Here is a 19,549-nt window from a genome sequence, read left to right as displayed (position 1 = left end):
CCGGCAGCGATCGCCGGCGACGACACCACGGCGGGCGGAGCCGGCGTCGGCGCCTCCGCCGGCTGCTCGTCGACAGCGGGAGCGACAGCGGAGGAAGCGGTCGCCGCGGAGCCATTCGCCGTTGCCTCGATCCCGGTCGCGACAGCGGAGCCCTCGAACCGCCCCGGCGCGGGGGCGGCTTCCGTCGCGGTGGGTTCGGGCGACGTCGTCTCCGGTGTCTGCACGCGGGTCCTCACCTCGGCTTGGCGGTCGGCTGCCGGTCGGCGGCCGGAGAGGAAGGAACTCAACGACGCGAAGGTGGGGACGCGCTGCCCCGGGTCGGTACTGCTCACGTGCTCGCTCTCCTCGTTGCGGTCGGCTCCCAGCCTAGCGGGGGCGTGACACCGGACCGGGCAGGCGGGCGGTCAGCGTCGGGTACCCGCCGGGGCGGCATCGATGGCGACCACCGTGGTGGGCACGGGCAGCAGGCCGTCGCCGGCCGTCAGCACCACCGGACGGACGCCGCCGGCCCGGCGGATCGCCTTCTCCGCCTTGACGATCTCCTCGCCGGCGCTGCGTCCCTTGATGGCGAGCATCCGGCCGGAGCCGTGCAGCAACGGCATGCTCCACGGGACGAGTGTCGTCAGCGCGGACACGGCGCGGGACGTGACGACGTCGACGTCGATCGTCGAGGCGGCGGTCTCCGCGCGGTCGCGGTGTACCCGCACGTGGTCCAGGCCGAGGTCCTCGATCACCTCGTCGAGCCACGCCACCCGGCGTTCGAGGGGTTCGATCAAGTCGATCCGCAGGTCGGGGCGGGCGATCGCCAGGGCGAGGCCGGGTAGCCCGGCGCCGCTGCCGACGTCGGCCACCCGCACGCCGGCGGGGATGAGCTCCTCGACGACGGCGCAGTTGAGGACGTGCCGGTCCCACAGCCGCGGCACCTCGCGCGGGCCGAGCAGGCCGCGCTCGATGCCGGACGTGGCCAGGTGGCCGACGTAGCGGTCCGCGAGCTCGCGTCGGTCTCCGAACACCCGGTCCGCGGCCCGTGCCTGCTCCCGCGTGGGGATCGGCGGCCGGGCCGGGCCGGCAGCGCCCGGGCCGTCGATGGAGCCCGTCACTGCCCGGGCTGGGACACCACGACGTGACGGGAGGCGCCCTCGCCCTCGGACTCGCTGATCATGCCGAGGTCGGCGATCGCGTCGTGGACGATCTTCCGCTCGTACGCGCTCATCGGCTTCAGCGCCACGGACTCGTGGGTGTCCCGCACCCGCGCGACGGCGTCGTCGGCCATCCGCTGCAGCACCGACGCGCGGTCGCCGCGGTAGCCGTTGATGTCGAGCACGAGGCGGCTGCGGGTGTCGGTGGAGGCGAGGACGGCGAGGCGGACGAGCTCCTGGAGCGCGTCGAGCACGGCGCCGTCACGTCCCACGAGCGCCTCCAGCGGAGCGTTGTCCCCGTCGCTGACGATGGACAGGTGGGTGCGACCCGCACGCACCTCGATGTCGATGTCGCCGTCGATGTCGGCGATGTCGAGCAGCTCCTCCAGGTAGTCGGCGGCGACGTCGCCCTCCTCCTCGAGGCGGCGTCGGGTCGAGGGCCCGGCCTGCTCGTCGGTGGTGTCGGTCGCCTCGGCGGCGGTCGACTCACCCTCCTCGGCGGACACGTCGGTCGTGGTGCCGGTCTCCGGCTCCGTCACGCTCTCGGCGTTCATCGCTTCCTCCTGTTCTTCCGCTGCGGCTGGCTCCGCTGGCCACGGGACTGGGTCTCCGCCTCTGCCGTCGCGACCGTCGCACCGGGGGTCTTCTTGGTGGGCTCGAGCTTGCCGCGGGCCCGCTGGCGCTCCTGCCAAGCGCGATAAGCGGGAGAACCGGGGGTCGGCATGTTCCGGATCACGATGAACTGCTGGACCATCGTCCACACGTTGGTGGCGGTCCAGTAGATCAGCACGCCGATGGGGAAGTTGATGCCGCCGACGGCGAAGACCACGGGCAGGACGTACAGCAGCATCTTCTGCTGCCGCATGAACGGGCTGGCCAGGGCCTGCTCCGACATGTTCTTCGCCATGATCTGGCGCTGGGTGATGAACTGCGATGCGGTCATGGCCAGGATCATCACGACGCTGAGAACGATGACGGTCGCGTTGCCGCCGTTGTTCAGGAACGTCGAGGAGAGCGGCGCGCCGAAGATCGAGGCGGCGTTGAACTGCTGCACCTGCTCGGGGTTGAGCGCCCCGATGTGGTTCTGGTTCGCCGCGGCGTGGCCGATGCCGTTGAGCACGGTGAAGAGGGAGAAGAAGAACGGCATCTGCACGATCAGCGGCAGGCAGGCCGAGAACGGGTTGGTGCCGTGCTTCTTGTAGAGCGCCATCTGCTCCTGGGCCATGGCCTGGCGCGAGAGCTGGTCGGTCTTGCCCTTGTACTTCTTCTGCAGCGCCAGCAGTTCCGGCTGCAGCTCCTGCATGCCACGCTGCGCCTTGATCTGCTTGACGAACAGCGGGATCAGCGCGGCGCGGATGACCATCACGAGGCCGATGATGGACAGCGTCCAGTTCCAGCCCGACGCCTCGGGGATCCCGATGAAGTTGAACGCCTCGTGGAACCCGATCAGGATGACGGACACGATCCACCGGAACGGCGACAGGATCATGTCAAAGAAGTCGAACATTCAGCTTTCTCTCCTCAAGCCGCGCGGTGGCGGTGCTCGATCGGGGACATCCCGTCCGCCCCGTCCTGATCGGCGGGGATCGGGGGATGGTTGAGCCGGATGATCCGGGGCGTGCGGCCCTCGGGCCAGACCCGGTCTCCGTGCGGGACGTGGTCCACTCCACCGGTGTGGAACGGGTTGCAGCGGACCAGCCGCCGGACGGTGAGCCAGGAACCACGCACGGCGCCGTGCACCGTCACTGCTTCCAAAGCATAGGCCGAACAACTGGGGTAGAACCGGCAGACCGGTCCGTAGAGCGGGGAGACGACGGTGCGCCAGGCGATCAGCAACCCCATCAGCGTCCATCGCGGTACGTTCACCACGGCCCGGACACCGGTTCGAAGGACGTCGCCGCAGCGTGAACGTCCGGCATCGGTGCCGCTCGGGGCGCTCATCGTCGTCCCTGGGCGGCCCGGTGCCAGGCCCGGTCCACGTCGGCGGCCAGTTCGTCCCACGTCAGCTCGGCGGACACCGGAAGAGCGCGCACAACCACGTCGGCGTCCGGATCGTCGGACCAGTGGCTGCTGATCAACGCGCGCAGCCTCCGCTTGACGCGGTTGCGGGTGACGGCGTTGCCGACGGCCCGGGAGACGATGAGCCCGGCACGGCCGGGACGGTGCTCATCGGCGCGACGCAGATGCAGCACCACGCTCCGCCGGGCAGCCTTGTGCCCACCGCGGATGACCGTGGTGAAGTCGGCCGGGGTCCGCAGCCGTCGTCCGGCCGGGAACATCAGCACACCGCCGATCGCCGGGGTCAGCGCGAGGCGCCGGGCGAGTCAGGCCGAGAGCTCCGTGCGGCCCTTGGCGCGGCGGGCGTTCAGGATCGCGCGGCCGGCACGGGTCCGCATGCGGGCACGGAAGCCGTGCTTCCGGGCCCGGCGACGGTTGTTCGGCTGGAAAGTCCGCTTGGTCACGGTGTTCACTCCAAAGCTTCATCGGCGCCGAGTCGAACGAGGGGAAAGCAGAACCGGCGCGTGTGTGCGGTGACTCCTCGTCCGTGCCCTCGTCGGTTCGACGAGGCACGATCCGGTCAGCTTCCCTCTCGGGGCGACTCGGGCCGGCTCGGGCGATCGAGAACAGCACGAACAGCGGTCACACAGGACCATCCAACGCTAGTGGACGCCCCGGCCGGCGTCAAACCGGCACGCCGCCGCGGTCCGGCCGGTGCCTGGCGGGGACGCCGCGCCGACGCGACCATCCACAGGGTGCGTGACGAACCACATCCCCGGCCCGCCGCACCCGGAGCCCGCTCGGGCCGGCGGTCGCCACAGGCTTGTCCACACGCGGTGGACAAGCCTGTGGATTACGGTGGTACCCGGACGGTGATGGACAATGGACGCCGGACCGCGGCGCTGTTCGGCAGCCCCCGCACCACCACCGGGTGGTCCCGGAACGGACCCCGCCGCCGTGTCCATCGGCACCAGCACCGCACGTCATCAGGAGGATCGGCCGCATGAGCCAGGACGAATCGGATCACCTCGGTGCATCCTGGCGACGCGTGGTCGCGGCCCTGGAGGACGACCGTCGCGTCAGCGGCCGGCACCGCGGGTACATCCCCCTCGTGCAGCCCCAGGGCCTCTTCGGCAACACCCTGATCATCGCGGTGCCCAACGAGACCACGCGGGACGTCTTCCAGAACAACCTGCACCAGCCGCTCGCCGACGCCCTGCGCGCCGAGCTCGGGCAGGAGATGCAGGCCGCCGTCGTGATCGACACCGAGATGGCCCCGCCGGAGCCACCGCCCGCCGACCCCGAACCGGCGCGCACGCCGGAACCCGCCCCCGCACCGGCGACCTCGAACCGGCCCCCGGCGCGGTCCGCCGCCCCGAGCAACGTCGACACCGGCGACATGGGCCGACTCAACCCGAAGTACATCTTCGACGCATTCGTCATCGGGCAGTCCAACCGCTTCGCCCACGCGGCGGCGGTCGCGGTCGCCGAGGCACCGGCCAAGGCCTACAACCCGCTGTTCATCTACGGGGACTCGGGCCTGGGCAAGACCCACCTGCTGCACGCCATCGGGCACTACGCGCGCCGGCTCTACAACGGGATCCGGGTGCGGTACGTGAACTCCGAGGAGTTCACCAACGACTTCATCAACTCCATCCGCGACGACGAGGGCACCAGCTTCAAACAGCTCTACCGCAGCGTGGACATCCTGCTCATCGACGACATCCAGTTCCTCGCCGGCAAGGAGCACACGCAGGAGGAGTTCTTCCACACGTTCAACGCCCTGCACAATCACGACAAGCAGGTCGTCATCACCTCGGATCTGCCGCCCAAACAGTTGACGGGGTTCGAGGAGCGGATGCGGTCCCGCTTCGAGTGGGGGCTGATCACGGACGTGACCATGCCGGAGCTGGAGACGAGGATCGCGATCCTGCGGAAGAAGGCGATCCTCGAGGGGCTGAAGGCGCCCGACGACGTGCTCGAGTACATCGCGTCCCGGATCTCCACGAACATCCGCGAATTGGAGGGGGCGCTGATCCGCGTCACCGCGTTCGCGTCGCTGAACAAGCAGCCGGTGGACCTGCAACTGGCCGAGATCGTGCTCAAGGACCTGATCACCGCCGACGGGGCCAAGGAGATCACCTCGGCGACGATCCTGGGCCAGACGGCCATGTACTTCAACCTCAGCCAGGAGGAGCTGTGCAGCAAGTCCCGCACGCGCACCCTGGTGACCGCCCGGCAGATCGCCATGTACCTGTGCCGGGAGCTGACGGACATGTCCCTGCCGAAGATCGGGCAGGAGCTCGGCGGCCGTGACCACACGACGGTCATCCACGCCGACCGGAAGATCCGCCAGCTGATGGCCGAGCGCCGGCACATCTACAACCAGGTCACCGAGCTGACCAACCTCATCAAGCAGACCCAGCGGGACGGCTGACGACGCCGCGTCGCTCACGACGGGTCGCTGCTCGCGGGCCGACATCCCTCCCGCCCCGGGTGATGCCACCCGGGGCGGCGTCGTCGCTAGAGGGATTTCCCTGTTGTCCACGCCTGTGGACAACGCTGTGCAGAACCTCGTCCGCGAGGTGGACAACCGGTCGAAGAACTCATCGGGGTGCTGTGGACGCCCGGACGGCGCCTCCGCTCCGTCCACCGCCGGTGCCGTTCCGTGCGGTGGTGGGGCCACACGTTGCCCACATCCCGATTCGCGGCGCCACCGGCTCCGACGGCGGTTCTCCACAGGATCCACAGCACTTACTCTTCCTACGAATCCTAGAAATCCATGAATCCCTTCCGAGAACATCCACCCGTGCACCGTCCTGCCGTCGACGTCGCACCCACCATCGATCGGGACCGGGTCCGTTCGTCGACCGCCCCGGTCCCGGTCGCCTCGACCCTTCGCTAAGCTGTCCCCGGATCACCGTCCCCGTCGGTCCTCTCGTCACGGGTCGGGACCGACCTGCTGCTCCGGAGCCCGACGGCTCCCGCACGACGACGCTGAAAGGCGGATGCATTCTCCGTGAAGTTCTCCGTTGACCGGGATGTCCTCGCCGAGGCCGTCTCCTGGACCGCTCGCTCGTTGTCCCCCCGCCCCCCGGTCCCGGTGCTCTCGGGACTCCTGCTCAAGGCCGAGTCCGGATCGGTGAGCCTGTCGAGCTTCGACTACGAGATCTCCGCGAACCTGCAGTTCGCCGCCGACGTCGCCGAGCCCGGCACGGTCCTGGTCTCCGGTCGCCTCCTCGCCGACATCTGCCGCAGCCTTCCCTCCGCCCCCGTGGAGATCGCGACCGACGGCGCGAAGATCACGCTCAGCTGCCGCAATTCCCGGTTCAACCTGGCGACGATGCCGGAGAACGACTACCCGGAGCTGCCGGCGCTTCCCCCGATCGGCGGCGTCGTCGACGGCAGCGCGTTCGCCCAGGCCGTTTCCCAGGTGATCATCGCCGCGAGCCGCGACGACACCCTGCCGATCCTCACCGGCGTGCGGATCGAGTTCGAGGGCGAGACCATGACGCTGCTGGCCACCGACCGGTACCGGCTGGCGATGCGGGAACTGGGCTGGCGGCCCAGCAGCGCCGGTCTCTCGACGAGCGTGCTGGTCAAGGCCCGCACGCTCAGCGAGGTCGCCAAGACGCTCGGCTCCGGCGGCGACCTGTCCATCGCCCTGTCCGACGCGAACGAGCTGATCGGTTTCGAGAGCGGAGGGCGGCGCACCACGTCGTTGCTGGTCGACGGCGACTACCCGAAGATCCGGTCGCTCTTCCCGGACGTGACCCCGATCCACGCCTCCGTCCGCACCGCCGACCTGATCGAGGCCGTCCGCCGGGTGGCGCTGGTGGCCGAGCGGAACACCCCGATCCGGATGGCGTTCTCCGAGGGCACGCTCTCGCTCGACGCCGGCACCGGCGAGGACGCCCAGGCGTCCGAGGCGATCGAGGCGAACCTCACGGGCGATCCGATCACCGTCGCGTTCAACCCGCACTACCTGAGCGAGGGCTTGAGCGCGTTCAGCACCGACTACGTGCGGTTCTCGTTCACCACCCCGCCCAAGCCGGCGGTCGTCTCCGCCCAGCAGGAGGCCGACGGGGACGAACTGGACGACTACCGGTACCTGCTGATGCCGGTGCGGCTGCCGAACCAATGACGCACCGGCCCCGCTGACCCGGCATCGCGCCGTGGGCGCAGCAGCACCAGCGGGCGCAGAGCCAGGAACGCGACGGAAGGGACGGAGACCATGCACATCGGCATGATCGGGCTCGGCAAGATGGGCTTCAACATGCGGGAGCGGCTGCGCCGCGGCGGCGTGGACGTCACCGGGTACGACCGGAACCCCGACGTCACCGACGTTCCGGACACCGACGCCCTCGTGGCGGCGCTGCCCTCCCCGCGGATCGTCTGGCTGATGCTGCCGGCCGGTGCCATCACCGCGGCCGTGGTCGAGGAACTGACCGGCAAGCTCGACGCCGGCGACATCCTCATCGACGGCGGCAACTCCCGCTTCACCGACGACCAGGCGCACGCGGACCACGCCGCCGAGCGGGGCATCGGCTTCGTCGACGTCGGGGTCTCCGGCGGGGTGTGGGGCCTGGAGAACGGCTACGGCATGATGGCCGGCGGCAGCGACGAGGACGTGGCCACCCTGATGCCCGTCTTCGACGTGCTCCGCCCGGAGGGCCCGCGCGAGGAGAGCTTCGTGCACGTGGGCGCCGTGGGTGCCGGGCACTACGCCAAGATGGTGCACAACGGCATCGAGTACGGCGTCATGCAGTCCCTGGGCGAGGGCTACGAGCTGTTGGCCAAGAAGGACATCGTCACCGACGTGGCCGGCACGTTCCACGCCTGGCAGAAGGGCACCGTGATCCGGTCCTGGCTGCTCGACCTGATGGTCCGGGCGCTGACCGACGACCCCGGGCTGGAGAAGATCTCCGGGTACGTCGAGGACTCCGGCGAGGGCCGGTGGACGGTCGAGGAGGCGATCGCCAACGAGGTCGCCGCACCCGCCATCACCGCCGCCGTCTTCGCCCGGTTCGTCTCCCGGCAGGAGGACTCCCCGGCCATGAAGGCCGTCGCCGCGCTGCGCAACCAGTTCGGCGGCCACGCCGTCCGGCCCGCCGGCCAGCGGATCGAGGGCAGCGGCACCCCGAGCCCGGGCAGCGAGAACACCGGCACCGACCCGTCGACGGCGGCCGACCCGAGCTGACGACGTGCACCTCGCCGCTCTCTCCCTCACCGACTTCCGCACCTACGCCCAGCTCGACCTCACGCTCGAACCCGGCGTCACCGTGTTCGTCGGCGCCAACGGGCTCGGCAAGACCAACATCGTCGAGGCCGTCGGCTACCTGGCGACCCTGGGCTCCCACCGGGTCAGCCAGGACGCCCCGCTGATCCGGTTCGGCGCGCAGCAGGCGCTGGTCCGCGCCCGCCTGGTGCGCCGCACGCAACAGCTGAGCCTGGAGCTGGAGATCAACGCCCGCGGCGGCAACCGGGTGCGGATCAACCGGGCCAACCCGGTGCGGGCCCGCGAGGCGCTCGGGCTCTGCCGCACCGTCCTGTTCGCCCCCGAGGACCTCGACCTGGTCAAGGGCGACCCGGGCGGCCGACGGCGCTTCCTCGACGAGTTGACCGTGACCCTCGCCCCCGCGCAGGCCGCCCTGCGCGGGGAGTACGACCGGGTGCTCAAGCAACGCAACGCCCTGCTCAAGTCCGCGCGGGCTGCCGGCCGTTACACCGACAACCACCGCGCGACCCTGCAGGTGTGGAACGAGCACCTCGCCGCGACCGGCGCCCAGCTGCTGCAGGCCCGGGTCACCCTGCTGGAGCGGCTCGCCCCGCACCTGGCCGCGGCCTATCGACGCCTGACCGACGGCAGCAAGGAGCTGACCGCGCGGTATCGCAGCACCGTGGTCGGGCACGACACCGACGACGACGACGCGCTGCCCGCCCCCGGACCGGCCGACACCGGCTCCGACCTGGCCGGCCTGGACACCGAGACGATCCGCCGCACGTTCCTCGACGCGCTGGAGGCCGGCGAGACCCGGGACCGGGACCGGGCGCTGACGCTGACCGGACCGCACCGGGACGACATCGACCTCGTGCTCGGGCAGGCACCCGCCAAGGGTTACGCCTCGCACGGGGAGTCCTGGTCGGTCGCCCTGTCGCTGCGGCTGGCCGCCTACGAACTGCTCCGGGAGGACGCCCTGACCGAGGGCGGCGAACCGATCCTGCTGCTCGACGACGTGTTCGCGGAACTGGACGCCGACCGGCGCAACCGGCTGGCGGCGATCGCCGCGGACGCGGAGCAGGTGCTCATCACCGCCGCCGTCGTCGAGGACATCCCCGCCAGTCTCATCGACCGGCAGCTGCGGGTCGGGGCCGGGGTCGTGGAGGCGGCATGAGCGCCGGCGACGACGCCCCCGCCGATCCGCCGGCCACCGCCGACGACGCGGCGAACCCGCCGGCCCACCCGGCGGCGCCCGTGGGCGCGGGGGCCGAGGAGGCGATCGACGCGCCGGCCGCGGCGTTGTTGCGGGCCCGCGCGGCCGCCGAGGCCCGGGGTGAGCGACGCGTGCGTTCCGCGGCGGCCCTGCACCGCAGTGCCGCCCGCAGCGCCCAGACCCGGACGGGCATCGCACGCCGCACCGGCCGCGACCCGCTGGAGCTGGGCTCGGTGGTGGACCGCATGGTCAAGGACCGTGGCTGGAGCACTCCCGTCTCCGTCGGGTCGGTGATCGGGCGCTGGGCGCAGATCGTCGGGCCGGACATCGCGGCGCACTGCCACCCGGACGCCTTCCGCGAGACCACGCTGCACGTCGTGTGCGACTCCACGGCCTGGGCCACCCAGGTCCGCCTGCTGGTGCCCACCCTGCTGGCCCGGTTCGACGCGGAGATCGGGCCGGGCATCCTCACCGCGATCAAGGTGTCCGGACCCACCGCGCCGAGCTGGCGGAAGGGCGTCCGGCATGTGCGCGGCCGCGGACCACGGGACACCTACGGCTGACCGGTCGACGCGGAATCCGGCGGGTCGAAATCCGGCGGGAGAGCGTCCGGGACCCCGACGGACGAGGACGGGGCCGTCCCGCGCTCCGTTGACCGGCCAGATCCGGCAAAGAATTGTGCCCACGGCATGATGAGCGCGATCCCGGCCCGGCCACCCAGTAGAATGGTGAGCGTGTGCCGGAAGGTTACCGTGCGGTAGCCCCTGTGCCCTCCTGCGGAGGCGCGCCACGGCACGTGTCATGGTGCGCGCGGCCTCCGCCGTCGTGCACGTCTCGATCACGAGGAGCCGGACGCGCCTGTGTCAGCGAACCTTCCCGACGACGGAACCACCCAGCCCCAGCACACGGATCTCCCGGCCGAGTCCCCGGTGCCGCCGTCGACGGAGGCGACCGGTGCTGACCAGTCGAGCGATGCGTCGGCCACCCGTTCCTCCGGCCGGCCGGGCGCGACGCAGGGCCAGTACGGGGCCAGCGATATCACCGTCCTCAAGGGACTCGAGGCGGTCCGCAAACGGCCCGGCATGTACATCGGGTCCACCGGTCCCCGCGGTCTGCACCACCTGGTCTACGAGGTGGTCGACAACTCCGTCGACGAGGCCCTCGCCGGGCACGCCACCCACATCGAGGTGACCCTGCTGGAGGACGGCGGGGTCCGGGTCGTCGACGACGGCCGTGGCATCCCCGTCGGCATGCATCCGACCGAGGGCAAGCCCACGGTCGAGGTGGTCATGACCATCCTGCACGCGGGCGGCAAGTTCGGTGGCTCCGGCTACGCCGTCTCGGGCGGCCTGCACGGCGTCGGCATCTCCGTCGTCAACGCCCTCTCCCGCCGGGTCGACACCGAGGTCCGGCAGCAGGGGCACGTGTGGCGCCAGTCCTTCGCCGACGGCGGCCACCCGGTCACCGAGCTGGTCAAGGGCGAGGAGACCGACGCGACGGGCACCACCCAGACGTTCTACGCGGACGACACGATCTTCGAGAGCGTGGACTACGACTTCGAGACGCTCCGCGCGCGCTTCCAGCAGATGGCGTTCCTGAACAAGGGCCTGAAGATCACGCTGACCGACGAGCGGGCCGCGGAGGAGGCCGGCGAGGAGATCGCCGCCGCCGGCGACGCCGAGGAGGAGGCCGCCGAGCCGAAGCACCGCCAGGTCGTCTACCAGTACGAGAACGGCCTGCTCGACTACGTCACGTTCCTCAACTCGTCCAAGCGCACCGAGGTCATCAACGACGAGGTGATCGCGCTGGAGGCCGAGGACAAGGACAAGCGGATCGCCCTCGAGCTGGCGATGCAGTGGACCACCGCCTACTCGGAGAGCGTGCACACGTACGCCAACACCATCAACACCCACGAGGGCGGCACCCACGAGGAGGGCTTCCGCGCCGCGCTGACCACCCTGGTCAACCGGTACGCGCGCGAGAAGAACATCCTGCGGGAGAAGGACGACAACCTCACCGGCGACGACATCCGCGAGGGGCTCACCGCCGTCATCTCCGTCAAGCTCGGCGAACCGCAGTTCGAGGGCCAGACCAAGACGAAGCTCGGCAACTCCGAGGCCAAGACGTTCGTCCAGCGCGTGGTCTCGGACCAGCTCGGCGACTGGTTCGAGCGCAATCCGGGCCCGGCCCGCGACGTGATCCGCAAGGCGGTCCAGGCGTCCCAGGCCCGCATCGCCGCGCGGAAGGCGCGCGAATCGACCCGCCGCAAGGGGTTGCTGGAGTCCGGGGGCATGCCCGGCAAGCTCAAGGACTGCGCCTCGAAGGACCCGTCGAAGAGCGAGATCTACATGGTCGAGGGTGACTCGGCCGGCGGCTCGGCGGTGCGCGGCCGGGATCCCATGACCCAGGCGGTACTGCCGCTGCGCGGCAAGATCCTCAACGTCGAGCGGGCGCGGCTGGACAAGGCGCTGAACAACGCCGAGGTCCAGTCCATGATCACCGCGTTCGGCGCCGGCATCGGCGAGGACTTCGACATCGCCAAGGCCCGGTACCACAAGATCGTGCTGATGGCCGATGCCGACGTCGACGGCCAGCACATCACCACGCTGCTGCTGACCCTGCTGTTCCGGTACATGCGGCCGCTGATCGAGCACGGCTTCGTGTACCTGGCGCAGCCGCCGCTGTACAAGATCAAGTGGTCCAACGCGGCGCACGACTACGTCTACAGCGACCGGGAGCGGGACGCCGTCGTCGCCGACGGGCTCTCCCACGGCCGCCGACTGCCCAAGGACAACGGCATCCAGCGGTACAAGGGGCTCGGCGAGATGGACTACACCGAGCTGTGGGAGACCACGATGGACCCGGATCACCGGACCCTGCTCCAGGTGACCATGGACGACGCCGCCGCGGCGGACCAGGTGTTCGCGGTGCTGATGGGCGAGGACGTCGACTCCCGGCGCGCGTTCATCCAGCAGAACGCCAAGGACGTCCGCTTCCTGGACATCTGACCGGCGTCGGATCCCCGACCCCTGCCACCGCACCCGCACGTGCCGCCCGCGTCCCCGCGTCCGGGCGATGAGAACGTGAGATGAGAGAAGGACCCCGAGCATGAGCGACGAGACCCCGGAGAACCCCGAGGGCGCCGACGAGCAGACCCCGGTCGAGGGCGAGGTGCTGACCGACCGCGTCGAGCAGGTCGACCTGCAGACCGAGATGCAGCGCTCGTACCTGGACTACGCGATGGCCGTCATCATCGGCCGCGCCCTGCCCGACGTGCGTGACGGCCTCAAGCCCGTGCACCGGCGCATCCTCTACGCCATGTACGACGGCGGGTACCGGCCGGACCGGGCGTTCAGCAAGAGCGCGCGCGTGGTCGGCGACGTGATGGGCACCTACCATCCGCACGGCGACCTCGCGATCTACGACGCCCTGGTCCGGCTGATCCAGGACTGGACGATGCGCTACCCGCTCGCGCTCGGGCAGGGCAACTTCGGCTCCCCGGGCAACGACGGCGCGGCCGCCCCCCGGTACACCGAGACGAAGATGGCCCCCCTGTCCCTGGACATGGTCCGGGACATCGAGCAGGAGACCGTCGACTTCCAGGACAACTACGACGGCCGCGACCAGGAGCCCACGGTCCTGCCGGCGCGGTTCCCGAACCTGCTGGTCAACGGGTCCTCCGGCATCGCCGTCGGCATGGCCACCAACATCCCGCCGCACAACCTGCGGGAGGTGGCCGACGGCGTCCAGTGGTACCTCGAGCACCCGGAGGCCACGAAGGACGAGCTGCTGACCGAGCTGCTCAAGCGGATCAAGGGTCCCGACTTCCCGACGCACGCCCAGATCCTCGGGCACAAGGGGATCGAGGACGCGTACCGGACCGGCCGCGGCTCCATCACCATGCGCGCCGTCGTCAACGTCGAGGAACTGCAGGGCCGCACCTGCCTCGTCGTCACCGAGCTGCCCTACCAGGCCAACCCGGACAACCTCGCGATCAAGATCGCCGAGCTGGTCAAGGACGGCCGCATCTCCGGCATCGCCGACCTGCGGGACGAGACGTCGGGCCGCACCGGCCAGCGCCTCGTCATCGTGCTCAAGCGCGACGCCGTCGCCAAGGTCGTGCTGAACAACCTGTACAAGCACACGTCGCTGCAGGAGAACTTCTCCGCCAACATGCTGGCGATCGTCGACGGGGTGCCGCGCACGCTGTCCCTCGACGCGTTCATCCGGCACTGGGTCACCCACCAGTTGGACGTCATCGTCCGCCGCACCCGGTTCCGGTTGCGCAAGGCCGAGGAGGAGGCGCACATCCTGCGCGGTCTGCTCGCCGCCCTGGACGCGCTCGACGAGGTGATCGCCCTGATCCGGCGGTCCTCCACGGTCGAGGACGCCCGCGACGGGCTGATCGAGCTGCTCTCCATCGACGAGCTGCAGGCCCGCGCCATCCTCGAGATGCAGCTGCGCCGGCTCGCGGCCCTGGAGCGGCAGAAGATCCAGGACCGGTTCGCCGAACTGGAGGCCGCGATCGCGGACTACCACGCGATCCTCGAGTCCCCGGCTCGGCAGCGGCAGATCGTCAGCGAGGAGCTCGCCGAGATCGTCGACCGGCACGGGGACGACCGGCGCACCGAGATCATGCTCGGCTACGACGGCGACATGAGCATGGAGGACCTGATCCCCGAGGAGGACATGGTCGTCACCATCACCCGCGGCGGGTACGTCAAGCGCACGCGCACCGACCAGTACCGCACGCAGCAGCGCGGCGGGAAGGGCGTGCGCGGGGCACAGCTGCGCGCGGACGACGTGGTGGACCACTTCTTCGTCACCACCACCCACAACTGGCTGCTGTTCTTCACCAACCTCGGCCGGGTGTACCGGGCCAAGGCGTACGACCTGGTGGAGGGCGGCCGAGACGCCCGCGGCCAGCACGTGGCCAACCTGCTGCCGTTCCAGCCGGACGAGACCATCGCCCAGGTGCTCGCGCTGAAGGACTACACGCAGGCGCCGTACCTCGTGCTCGCCACCCGCAGCGGGCTGGTGAAGAAGACCCGGCTCGCCGACTACGACACCAACCGGTCGGCGGGGGTCATCGCGATCAACCTGCGCGACGGCGACGAGCTGGTCTCGGCCAAGCTGGTCTCCGAGGACGACGACATCGTGCTCGTCTCCCGGAACGGGCAGTCCCTGCGGTTCGCCGCGACCGACGAGGCGCTGCGGCCGATGGGGCGCGCCACCTCCGGTGTCACCGGCATGAAGTTCCGCGACGGCGACGAGCTGCTGGCCGCGGACGTCGTCACCGAGGACTCCTTCGTCTTCGTCGTCACCGACGGCGGCTACGCCAAGCGCACCCCGGTCGACCAGTACCGGGTGCAGGGCCGCGGCGGCCTCGGCATCAAGGTGGCCAAGGTGGTCGAGGAGCGCGGTGAGCTGGTGGGCGCGGGCATCGTCCAGGAGGACGACGACGTGCTCGTCATCATGGAGAAGGGCAAGGTCGTCCGCTCGGCCGTCTCCGGGGTGCCGGCGAAGGGCCGCGACACCATGGGCGTGATCTTCGCCAAGCCCGACAAGAACGACCGGATCATCGGCGTGGCCCTGACCTCGGAGTCACGGATCGAGGAGGAGGTCGCGGCCGCCGTCGACGCTCCCGCCGGCGACGCCGGTGCGGGCACCGGCGTCGAGACGGTCGGCGCGGGAACCGATGAAGTACCGTTGGACCAGCAATCCGAGGCGGTCGCGACCGCCGATCCCGACGACGGCGACAGCGCGGACGGCTCGTCCGATGGTGCCTCGTCCGACGGAGTCGACGACGGAGGTAGGCAGTGAGCTCCAGCAAGCCCAGCGGTGACGGCCGCGGCGGGTCCGGCCAGCGGTCGGACGCTCTCGAACGGATGAAGGCCAAGGGCGCCGGCATCCGCGACGCCGCGACCGGACGGGCCCCCAGCCGGCCCGACCGCGCCCCGTCGACGTCGCCCCGTACGGGCACCGCCGCGCGGAACGCCGCGCCGTCCGCGTCCCCCCGCACCTCGGGTCCCCGTCCCGCGTCGGCCGGCCGCCCCGCCGGCCAGGGTGGCTCCGGCCAGGGTTCGGGCTCTCAGGCATCCGGTGGCCGGGAGGCCGCGACCCGGCCCGCCCCGAAGCTGGTCCGGCCGCCCCAGCGGACGAAGGTGCGTCGCGCCCGCCTGCTGGTGAGCAAGGTCGACCCGTGGTCGGTCCTGAAGATGGCGTTCCTGCTCTCCGTGGCGTTGGGCATCGTCACCGTGGTGGCGTCCATCGTGCTGTGGACGGTGCTGGACCTGACCGGCATCTTCGCCCGGATCAACCAGATGCTCGGCGAGGTGGGCGGCAGCAACAGCTTCGACCTGCGCACCTACGCCTCGCTCGGTCAGGTGGCCTCCTTCGCCACGGTCGTCGCCGTGACCAACATCTTCCTGCTGACCGCGCTGTCCGTGCTGGCGGCCGTGCTGTACAACATCACGTCGACGCTGGTCGGCGGCATCGGGGTCACCCTCACGGACGACTGACGGATCGGCCTCCCGTCGACCCCGTGACGCAATACGGAAGCCCCGTGTTGTGTAATTGACGTCCCGCGGTCTAGTCTCCTGCTCGGGTGAGGTAAGCCTCACCTGACCGAGATGAGGAGACTGCGGTGACCGGGAACTACCTGATCGGCCTGCGCGAGGGGCTCGAGGCGGCGCTGCTGCTCGTGCTGCTGCTGGCGTACCTGCGCCGGACCGGTCGGACGGCCCTCATCCCGCGCCTGTGGGCCGGTGTCGCCGTCGCCGTCCTGCTCAGCGCCGGTTTCGGGGCGCTCCTGACCTTCGGTCCCCAGGGTCTGACGTTCGAGGCCCAGGAGGCCATCGGCGGTGGCCTGTCCATCCTGGCGGTCGCGCTCGTCACCGGCATGGTGTTCTGGATGGCGCGCACCGCGCGCACCCTCGGCACCACGCTGACCAGCCGGATGGACGCCGCCACCACCGCGGGCGGCTGGGCGGTGGCCGTGGTCGCCGCCGTCACCGTCGGGCGTGAAGGCCTGGAGACCGCCCTCTTCCTGTGGGCCGCCGCCCAGGCCAGCGGCCAGACCTGGCAGCCCCTCGCCGGATCCCTGGCCGGCATCGCCACCGCCGTGCTGATCGGCTGGCTGATCGGCCGCGGCACCATCCGACTGAACCTGGCCACCTTCTTCCGCTGGACCGGCGCCCTGCTCATCGTCATCGCCGGCGGCGTGCTCGCCTACGGCATCCACGACCTGCAGGAGGCCCGGATCCTGCCGGGCCTGAACGCCCTCGCCTTCGACCTCTCCGCCGCCGTCCCCCCGGCCAGCTGGTACGGCACGCTGCTCAAGGGCGTGTTCAACTTCTCCCCGGCGAGCACCTGGCTGGAGGTCGCGGCCTGGCTGCTCTACGTCGTCCCCACCCTGGCGATCTACCTGCGGGTCGTGCGCCGGCCCGTCGCCGCCCGCACCAGCCCCTCCGCCCCGGCCGCTCGCACGAGCCTGGCCGTCACCAAGGAAGCCTGACCGATGCCGTTCGCCCACCGTCGCTCCCGCCTGCCCGGCGCCGCCGTCATCCTCGCCCTCGCCCTGGCGCTGAGCGCGTGCACGTCGAACACGCCGCAGGCCGCCTCGACCGCCGGCGGCAGCGCGTCCGGCCCCATCGGCGTCACCAGCACCGACGATGCCTGCACCCTGACCGGTACGCAGGCGCCCAGCGGCACCGTCACGTTCCGGGTCACCAACCAGGGGAACCAGGTCACCGAGTTCTACCTGTTCGCCGAGGACGGCGTCCGGATCGTCGGCGAGGTCGAGAACATCGGACCGGGCCTGAGCCGGGACCTGATCGTCCAGGCGCCCGCCGGCACGTACCGGTCCGCCTGCAAGCCGGGCATGAGCGGGGACGGGATCCGCGCGGACTTCACCGTCACCGACTCCGGCAAGCCCGTGTACGCGGACGCCTCGTCCCAGCAGCTGCTGAGCACCGCCACGACGCAGTACCAGGCGTACGTGAAGGAGCAGACCGAGCAGCTGCTCACGGGCACCACCGCGTTCGTCGCCGCCGTCAAACGTGGAGATGCCGCCGCGGCCCGCGCCGCCTACGCTCCCACGCGCACCCACTGGGAGCGGATCGAGCCCGTGGCCGAGTCGTTCGGGGATCTGGACCCGCGGATGGACGCCCGCGAGGCCGACCTGGAGAAGGGGCAGGCCTGGACCGGCTGGCACCGGCTGGAGAAGGACCTGTGGCCGCCGGCGACCGGATACACGGCGCTGACGGCCGCGCAGCGCGCCACGGTGGCGGACCGGCTGCTCGCCGACACCCAGGAGCTGGCGAAGCGGACGACGGCGGTGAAGCTGACCCCGGCCCAGCTCGGCAACGGCGCCAAGGAACTGCTCGACGAGGTGGCCACGGGCAAGATCACCGGCGAGGAGGAGGCCTTCTCGCACACCGACCTCTGGGACTTCCAGGCGAACGTCGACGGTGCCCGGATCGCCTTCACCAACCTCCGGCCGGCGCTGGAGGCGAAGAACAAGCCGCTGGCGACGACCATCAGCGCCCGGTTCGACGCCCTGCAGAAGGAACTGGACCAGTACCGCCAGGGCGACGGGTTCGTGTCCTACGAGGCCCTGACGCCGGCGCAGATCAAGACCCTCTCCACGCGCGTCGACGCCCTGAGCGAGCCACTGGCGAAGCTCACCGGCGCCGTCGTCGCGTGAGTCGCATCCCTCAGTGAGCCCGTCATGAGTCGTCTCGGCCGTCGTTCCTTCCTCACCCTCGCCGGCACCGGCGGGGTCACCGCGGCCGTCGGGGCGGCCGCCGTCGCTGCTGCGGGAGAACGGTCCCCGGTTGCCGCTCCGGTGTCGTCGGTCGTGCCCTTCCACGGAGCGCACCAGGCCGGCATCGTCACGCCCGCGCAGGACCGTCTGCACCTGGCCGCGTTCGACGTCGTCACCGACTCGCGCGACGAGCTGATCGCGCTGCTGCAGCAGTGGACCGAGGCCGCGGCCACCCTCACCGCCGGCGGCTCGCTCACCCCCGACGCCGGGTACGACTCCCCGCCCACCGACACCGGCGAGGCGCTCGGGCTGAGCGCGGCCAACCTGACCATCACCATCGGCTTCGGCGCCGGCCTGTTCCGCAAGGACGGGAAGGACCGGTTCGGGCTGGCGAAGCACCGGCCCGCCGCCCTGATCGACCTGCCGCACTTCCCCGGCGACGCGCTGGAGCCGGCCCGCACCGGGGGCGACCTCGTCGTGCAGGCGTGCGCCGACGATCCCCAGGTGGCCGTGCACGCCATCCGCAACCTCGCCCGGATCGGGTTCGGCACGGTCAGCGTGCGCTGGTCGCAGCTCGGGTTCGGCCGGACGGCGTCGACCAGCACGGCGCAGGCGACCCCGCGGAACCTGTTCGGGTTCAAGGACGGCACCGCGAACCTCAAGGCCGAGGAGAACGACGCGCTGGCCGAGCACGTGTGGGTGGGCGAGACCGGCGGCTGGATGGCCGGCGGCACGTACCTGGTGGCGCGGCGGATCCGGATGCACATCGAGACCTGGGACCGCACGTCGCTGCGGGAGCAGGAGCAGGTGGTGGGGCGGGACCGGACCGAGGGAGCGCCGCTCTCCGGCGGCAGCGAGTTCACGGAGCCGGACCTGGCGCGGGCCGGGAACGACGGCACCCCGCTGATCGCCACGACCTCGCACGTCGCCCTCGCCCATCCGTCGCGCAACGACGGGGTGCGGATGCTGCGCCGCGGCTACAACTACACGGACGGATCGGACGGGCTGGGCAGGCTCGACGCCGGGCTGATGTTCCTCGCGTTCGTCACCGACCCGCGGACCCACTACGTGCCGATGCAGACGGCGATGGCACGGAACGACGCCCTCGCGGAGTACCTGCGGCACACCGGGTCCGGGCTGTTCGCGGTGCCCGGCGGGGTGGCCCCCGGCGGGTACGTCGGACAGCGCCTGTTCGAGGCGTGAGGTGGGCC

The 19,549-nt window shown here is 71.0% G+C and carries 17 protein-coding genes; 11 read left to right on the top strand and 6 right to left on the bottom strand.

Annotated elements, in window-relative coordinates; all coding sequences use genetic code 11:
- Nucleotides 1–404: 404 nt before the first annotated feature.
- From rsmG to rpmH, 6 genes are read right to left on the bottom strand one after another with little or no spacing between them, the layout of a single operon-like run.
- A complete protein-coding gene (gene rsmG, locus IEX22_RS01035) occupies nt 405–1,100 on the bottom strand; it encodes a 16S rRNA (guanine(527)-N(7))-methyltransferase RsmG (RefSeq protein ID WP_438816572.1) in 696 nt (231 codons plus the stop codon).
- Nucleotides 1,097–1,693: a Jag family protein gene (locus IEX22_RS01030; RefSeq protein ID WP_188665000.1), complete on the bottom strand. Its 597-nt coding sequence runs from the start codon at nt 1,691–1,693 to the stop codon at nt 1,097–1,099. The genes rsmG and IEX22_RS01030 overlap by 4 nt, the downstream gene beginning before the upstream one ends.
- Nucleotides 1,690–2,646 (bottom strand): membrane protein insertase YidC, encoded by a 957-nt coding sequence (gene yidC / locus IEX22_RS01025; RefSeq protein WP_188664997.1) that lies wholly within the window; start codon nt 2,644–2,646, stop codon nt 1,690–1,692. Before yidC ends, IEX22_RS01030 begins: the two co-directional genes overlap by 4 nt.
- Before the next feature lie 14 nt (nt 2,647–2,660).
- Nucleotides 2,661–3,080, bottom strand: a complete 420-nt coding sequence (gene yidD / locus IEX22_RS01020; RefSeq protein ID WP_188664994.1) for a membrane protein insertion efficiency factor YidD — start codon at nt 3,078–3,080, stop codon at nt 2,661–2,663.
- Complete coding sequence (gene rnpA / locus IEX22_RS01015; RefSeq protein ID WP_188664991.1) at nt 3,077–3,418, bottom strand: ribonuclease P protein component; 342 nt, start codon at nt 3,416–3,418, stop codon at nt 3,077–3,079. Before rnpA ends, yidD begins: the two co-directional genes overlap by 4 nt.
- A gap of 45 nt (nt 3,419–3,463) precedes the next feature.
- The gene (gene rpmH, locus IEX22_RS01010; RefSeq protein ID WP_076694722.1) at nt 3,464–3,601 is read right to left on the bottom strand and encodes a 50S ribosomal protein L34; all 138 of its coding nucleotides are present in this window, start codon (nt 3,599–3,601) and stop codon (nt 3,464–3,466) included.
- Between the two features lie 539 nt (nt 3,602–4,140).
- Here rpmH and dnaA point away from each other — a divergent pair.
- The 11 genes from dnaA (at nt 4,141) to efeB (ending at nt 19,541) form a co-directional block, all read left to right on the top strand.
- Nucleotides 4,141–5,574, top strand: coding sequence for a chromosomal replication initiator protein DnaA (gene dnaA / locus IEX22_RS01005; RefSeq protein ID WP_188664988.1), 1,434 nt, complete (start codon nt 4,141–4,143; stop codon nt 5,572–5,574).
- Between the two features lie 582 nt (nt 5,575–6,156).
- Nucleotides 6,157–7,281 (top strand): DNA polymerase III subunit beta, encoded by a 1,125-nt coding sequence (gene dnaN / locus IEX22_RS01000; protein ID WP_188664985.1) that lies wholly within the window; start codon nt 6,157–6,159, stop codon nt 7,279–7,281.
- 90 nt (nt 7,282–7,371) lie between these two features.
- A complete protein-coding gene (gnd, locus tag IEX22_RS00995; protein WP_188664983.1) occupies nt 7,372–8,337 on the top strand; it encodes a phosphogluconate dehydrogenase (NAD(+)-dependent, decarboxylating) in 966 nt (321 codons plus the stop codon).
- 4 nt (nt 8,338–8,341) lie between these two features.
- Nucleotides 8,342–9,532, top strand: a complete 1,191-nt coding sequence (recF, locus tag IEX22_RS00990) for a DNA replication/repair protein RecF (RefSeq protein WP_188664981.1) — start codon at nt 8,342–8,344, stop codon at nt 9,530–9,532.
- Nucleotides 9,529–10,134 (top strand): DciA family protein, encoded by a 606-nt coding sequence (locus tag IEX22_RS00985; RefSeq protein ID WP_188664978.1) that lies wholly within the window; start codon nt 9,529–9,531, stop codon nt 10,132–10,134. The genes recF and IEX22_RS00985 overlap by 4 nt, the downstream gene beginning before the upstream one ends.
- 366 nt (nt 10,135–10,500) lie before the next feature.
- On the top strand, nt 10,501–12,579 hold the full coding sequence (gyrB, locus tag IEX22_RS00980; protein WP_188666047.1) for a DNA topoisomerase (ATP-hydrolyzing) subunit B: 2,079 nt from the start codon (nt 10,501–10,503) through the stop codon (nt 12,577–12,579).
- Nucleotides 12,580–12,679: 100 nt separating this feature from the next.
- A complete protein-coding gene (gyrA, locus tag IEX22_RS00975) occupies nt 12,680–15,394 on the top strand; it encodes a DNA gyrase subunit A (RefSeq protein ID WP_188664975.1) in 2,715 nt (904 codons plus the stop codon).
- Nucleotides 15,391–16,092, top strand: a complete 702-nt coding sequence (locus IEX22_RS00970; RefSeq protein ID WP_229659670.1) for a DUF3566 domain-containing protein — start codon at nt 15,391–15,393, stop codon at nt 16,090–16,092. The genes gyrA and IEX22_RS00970 overlap by 4 nt, the downstream gene beginning before the upstream one ends.
- Before the next feature lie 125 nt (nt 16,093–16,217).
- Complete coding sequence (efeU, locus tag IEX22_RS00965; RefSeq protein ID WP_188664972.1) at nt 16,218–17,087, top strand: iron uptake transporter permease EfeU; 870 nt, start codon at nt 16,218–16,220, stop codon at nt 17,085–17,087.
- 3 nt (nt 17,088–17,090) lie between these two features.
- Nucleotides 17,091–18,278: an iron uptake system protein EfeO gene (gene efeO, locus IEX22_RS00960; RefSeq protein ID WP_188664970.1), complete on the top strand. Its 1,188-nt coding sequence runs from the start codon at nt 17,091–17,093 to the stop codon at nt 18,276–18,278.
- A 24-nt stretch (nt 18,279–18,302) separates the two neighbouring features.
- On the top strand, nt 18,303–19,541 hold the full coding sequence (gene efeB / locus IEX22_RS00955) for an iron uptake transporter deferrochelatase/peroxidase subunit (protein ID WP_188664967.1): 1,239 nt from the start codon (nt 18,303–18,305) through the stop codon (nt 19,539–19,541).
- The last annotated feature ends 8 nt before the right edge of the window (nt 19,542–19,549 follow it).

This window comes from Tersicoccus solisilvae (assembly GCF_014643255.1).
Taxonomy (GTDB): domain Bacteria; phylum Actinomycetota; class Actinomycetes; order Actinomycetales; family Micrococcaceae; genus Tersicoccus; species Tersicoccus solisilvae.
This window is presented reverse-complemented; position numbering and strand designations above follow the sequence as displayed.

What these genes read in the sequence shown, in the direction of transcription:
- IEX22_RS01030 (WP_188665000.1), bottom strand. Translation starts at nt 1,693, where the DNA reads ATGAACGCCGAGAGCGTGACGGAGCCGGAGACCGGCACCACGACCGAC.
- yidC (WP_188664997.1), bottom strand. Translation starts at nt 2,646, where the DNA reads ATGTTCGACTTCTTTGACATGATCCTGTCGCCGTTCCGGTGGATCGTG.
- yidD (WP_188664994.1), bottom strand. Translation starts at nt 3,080, where the DNA reads ATGAGCGCCCCGAGCGGCACCGATGCCGGACGTTCACGCTGCGGCGAC.
- rnpA (WP_188664991.1), bottom strand. Translation starts at nt 3,418, where the DNA reads ATGTTCCCGGCCGGACGACGGCTGCGGACCCCGGCCGACTTCACCACG.
- dnaA (WP_188664988.1), top strand. Translation starts at nt 4,141, where the DNA reads ATGAGCCAGGACGAATCGGATCACCTCGGTGCATCCTGGCGACGCGTG.
- gnd (WP_188664983.1), top strand. Translation starts at nt 7,372, where the DNA reads ATGCACATCGGCATGATCGGGCTCGGCAAGATGGGCTTCAACATGCGG.
- IEX22_RS00985 (WP_188664978.1), top strand. Translation starts at nt 9,529, where the DNA reads ATGAGCGCCGGCGACGACGCCCCCGCCGATCCGCCGGCCACCGCCGAC.
- gyrA (WP_188664975.1), top strand. Translation starts at nt 12,680, where the DNA reads ATGAGCGACGAGACCCCGGAGAACCCCGAGGGCGCCGACGAGCAGACC.
- efeO (WP_188664970.1), top strand. Translation starts at nt 17,091, where the DNA reads ATGCCGTTCGCCCACCGTCGCTCCCGCCTGCCCGGCGCCGCCGTCATC.
- efeB (WP_188664967.1), top strand. Translation starts at nt 18,303, where the DNA reads ATGAGTCGTCTCGGCCGTCGTTCCTTCCTCACCCTCGCCGGCACCGGC.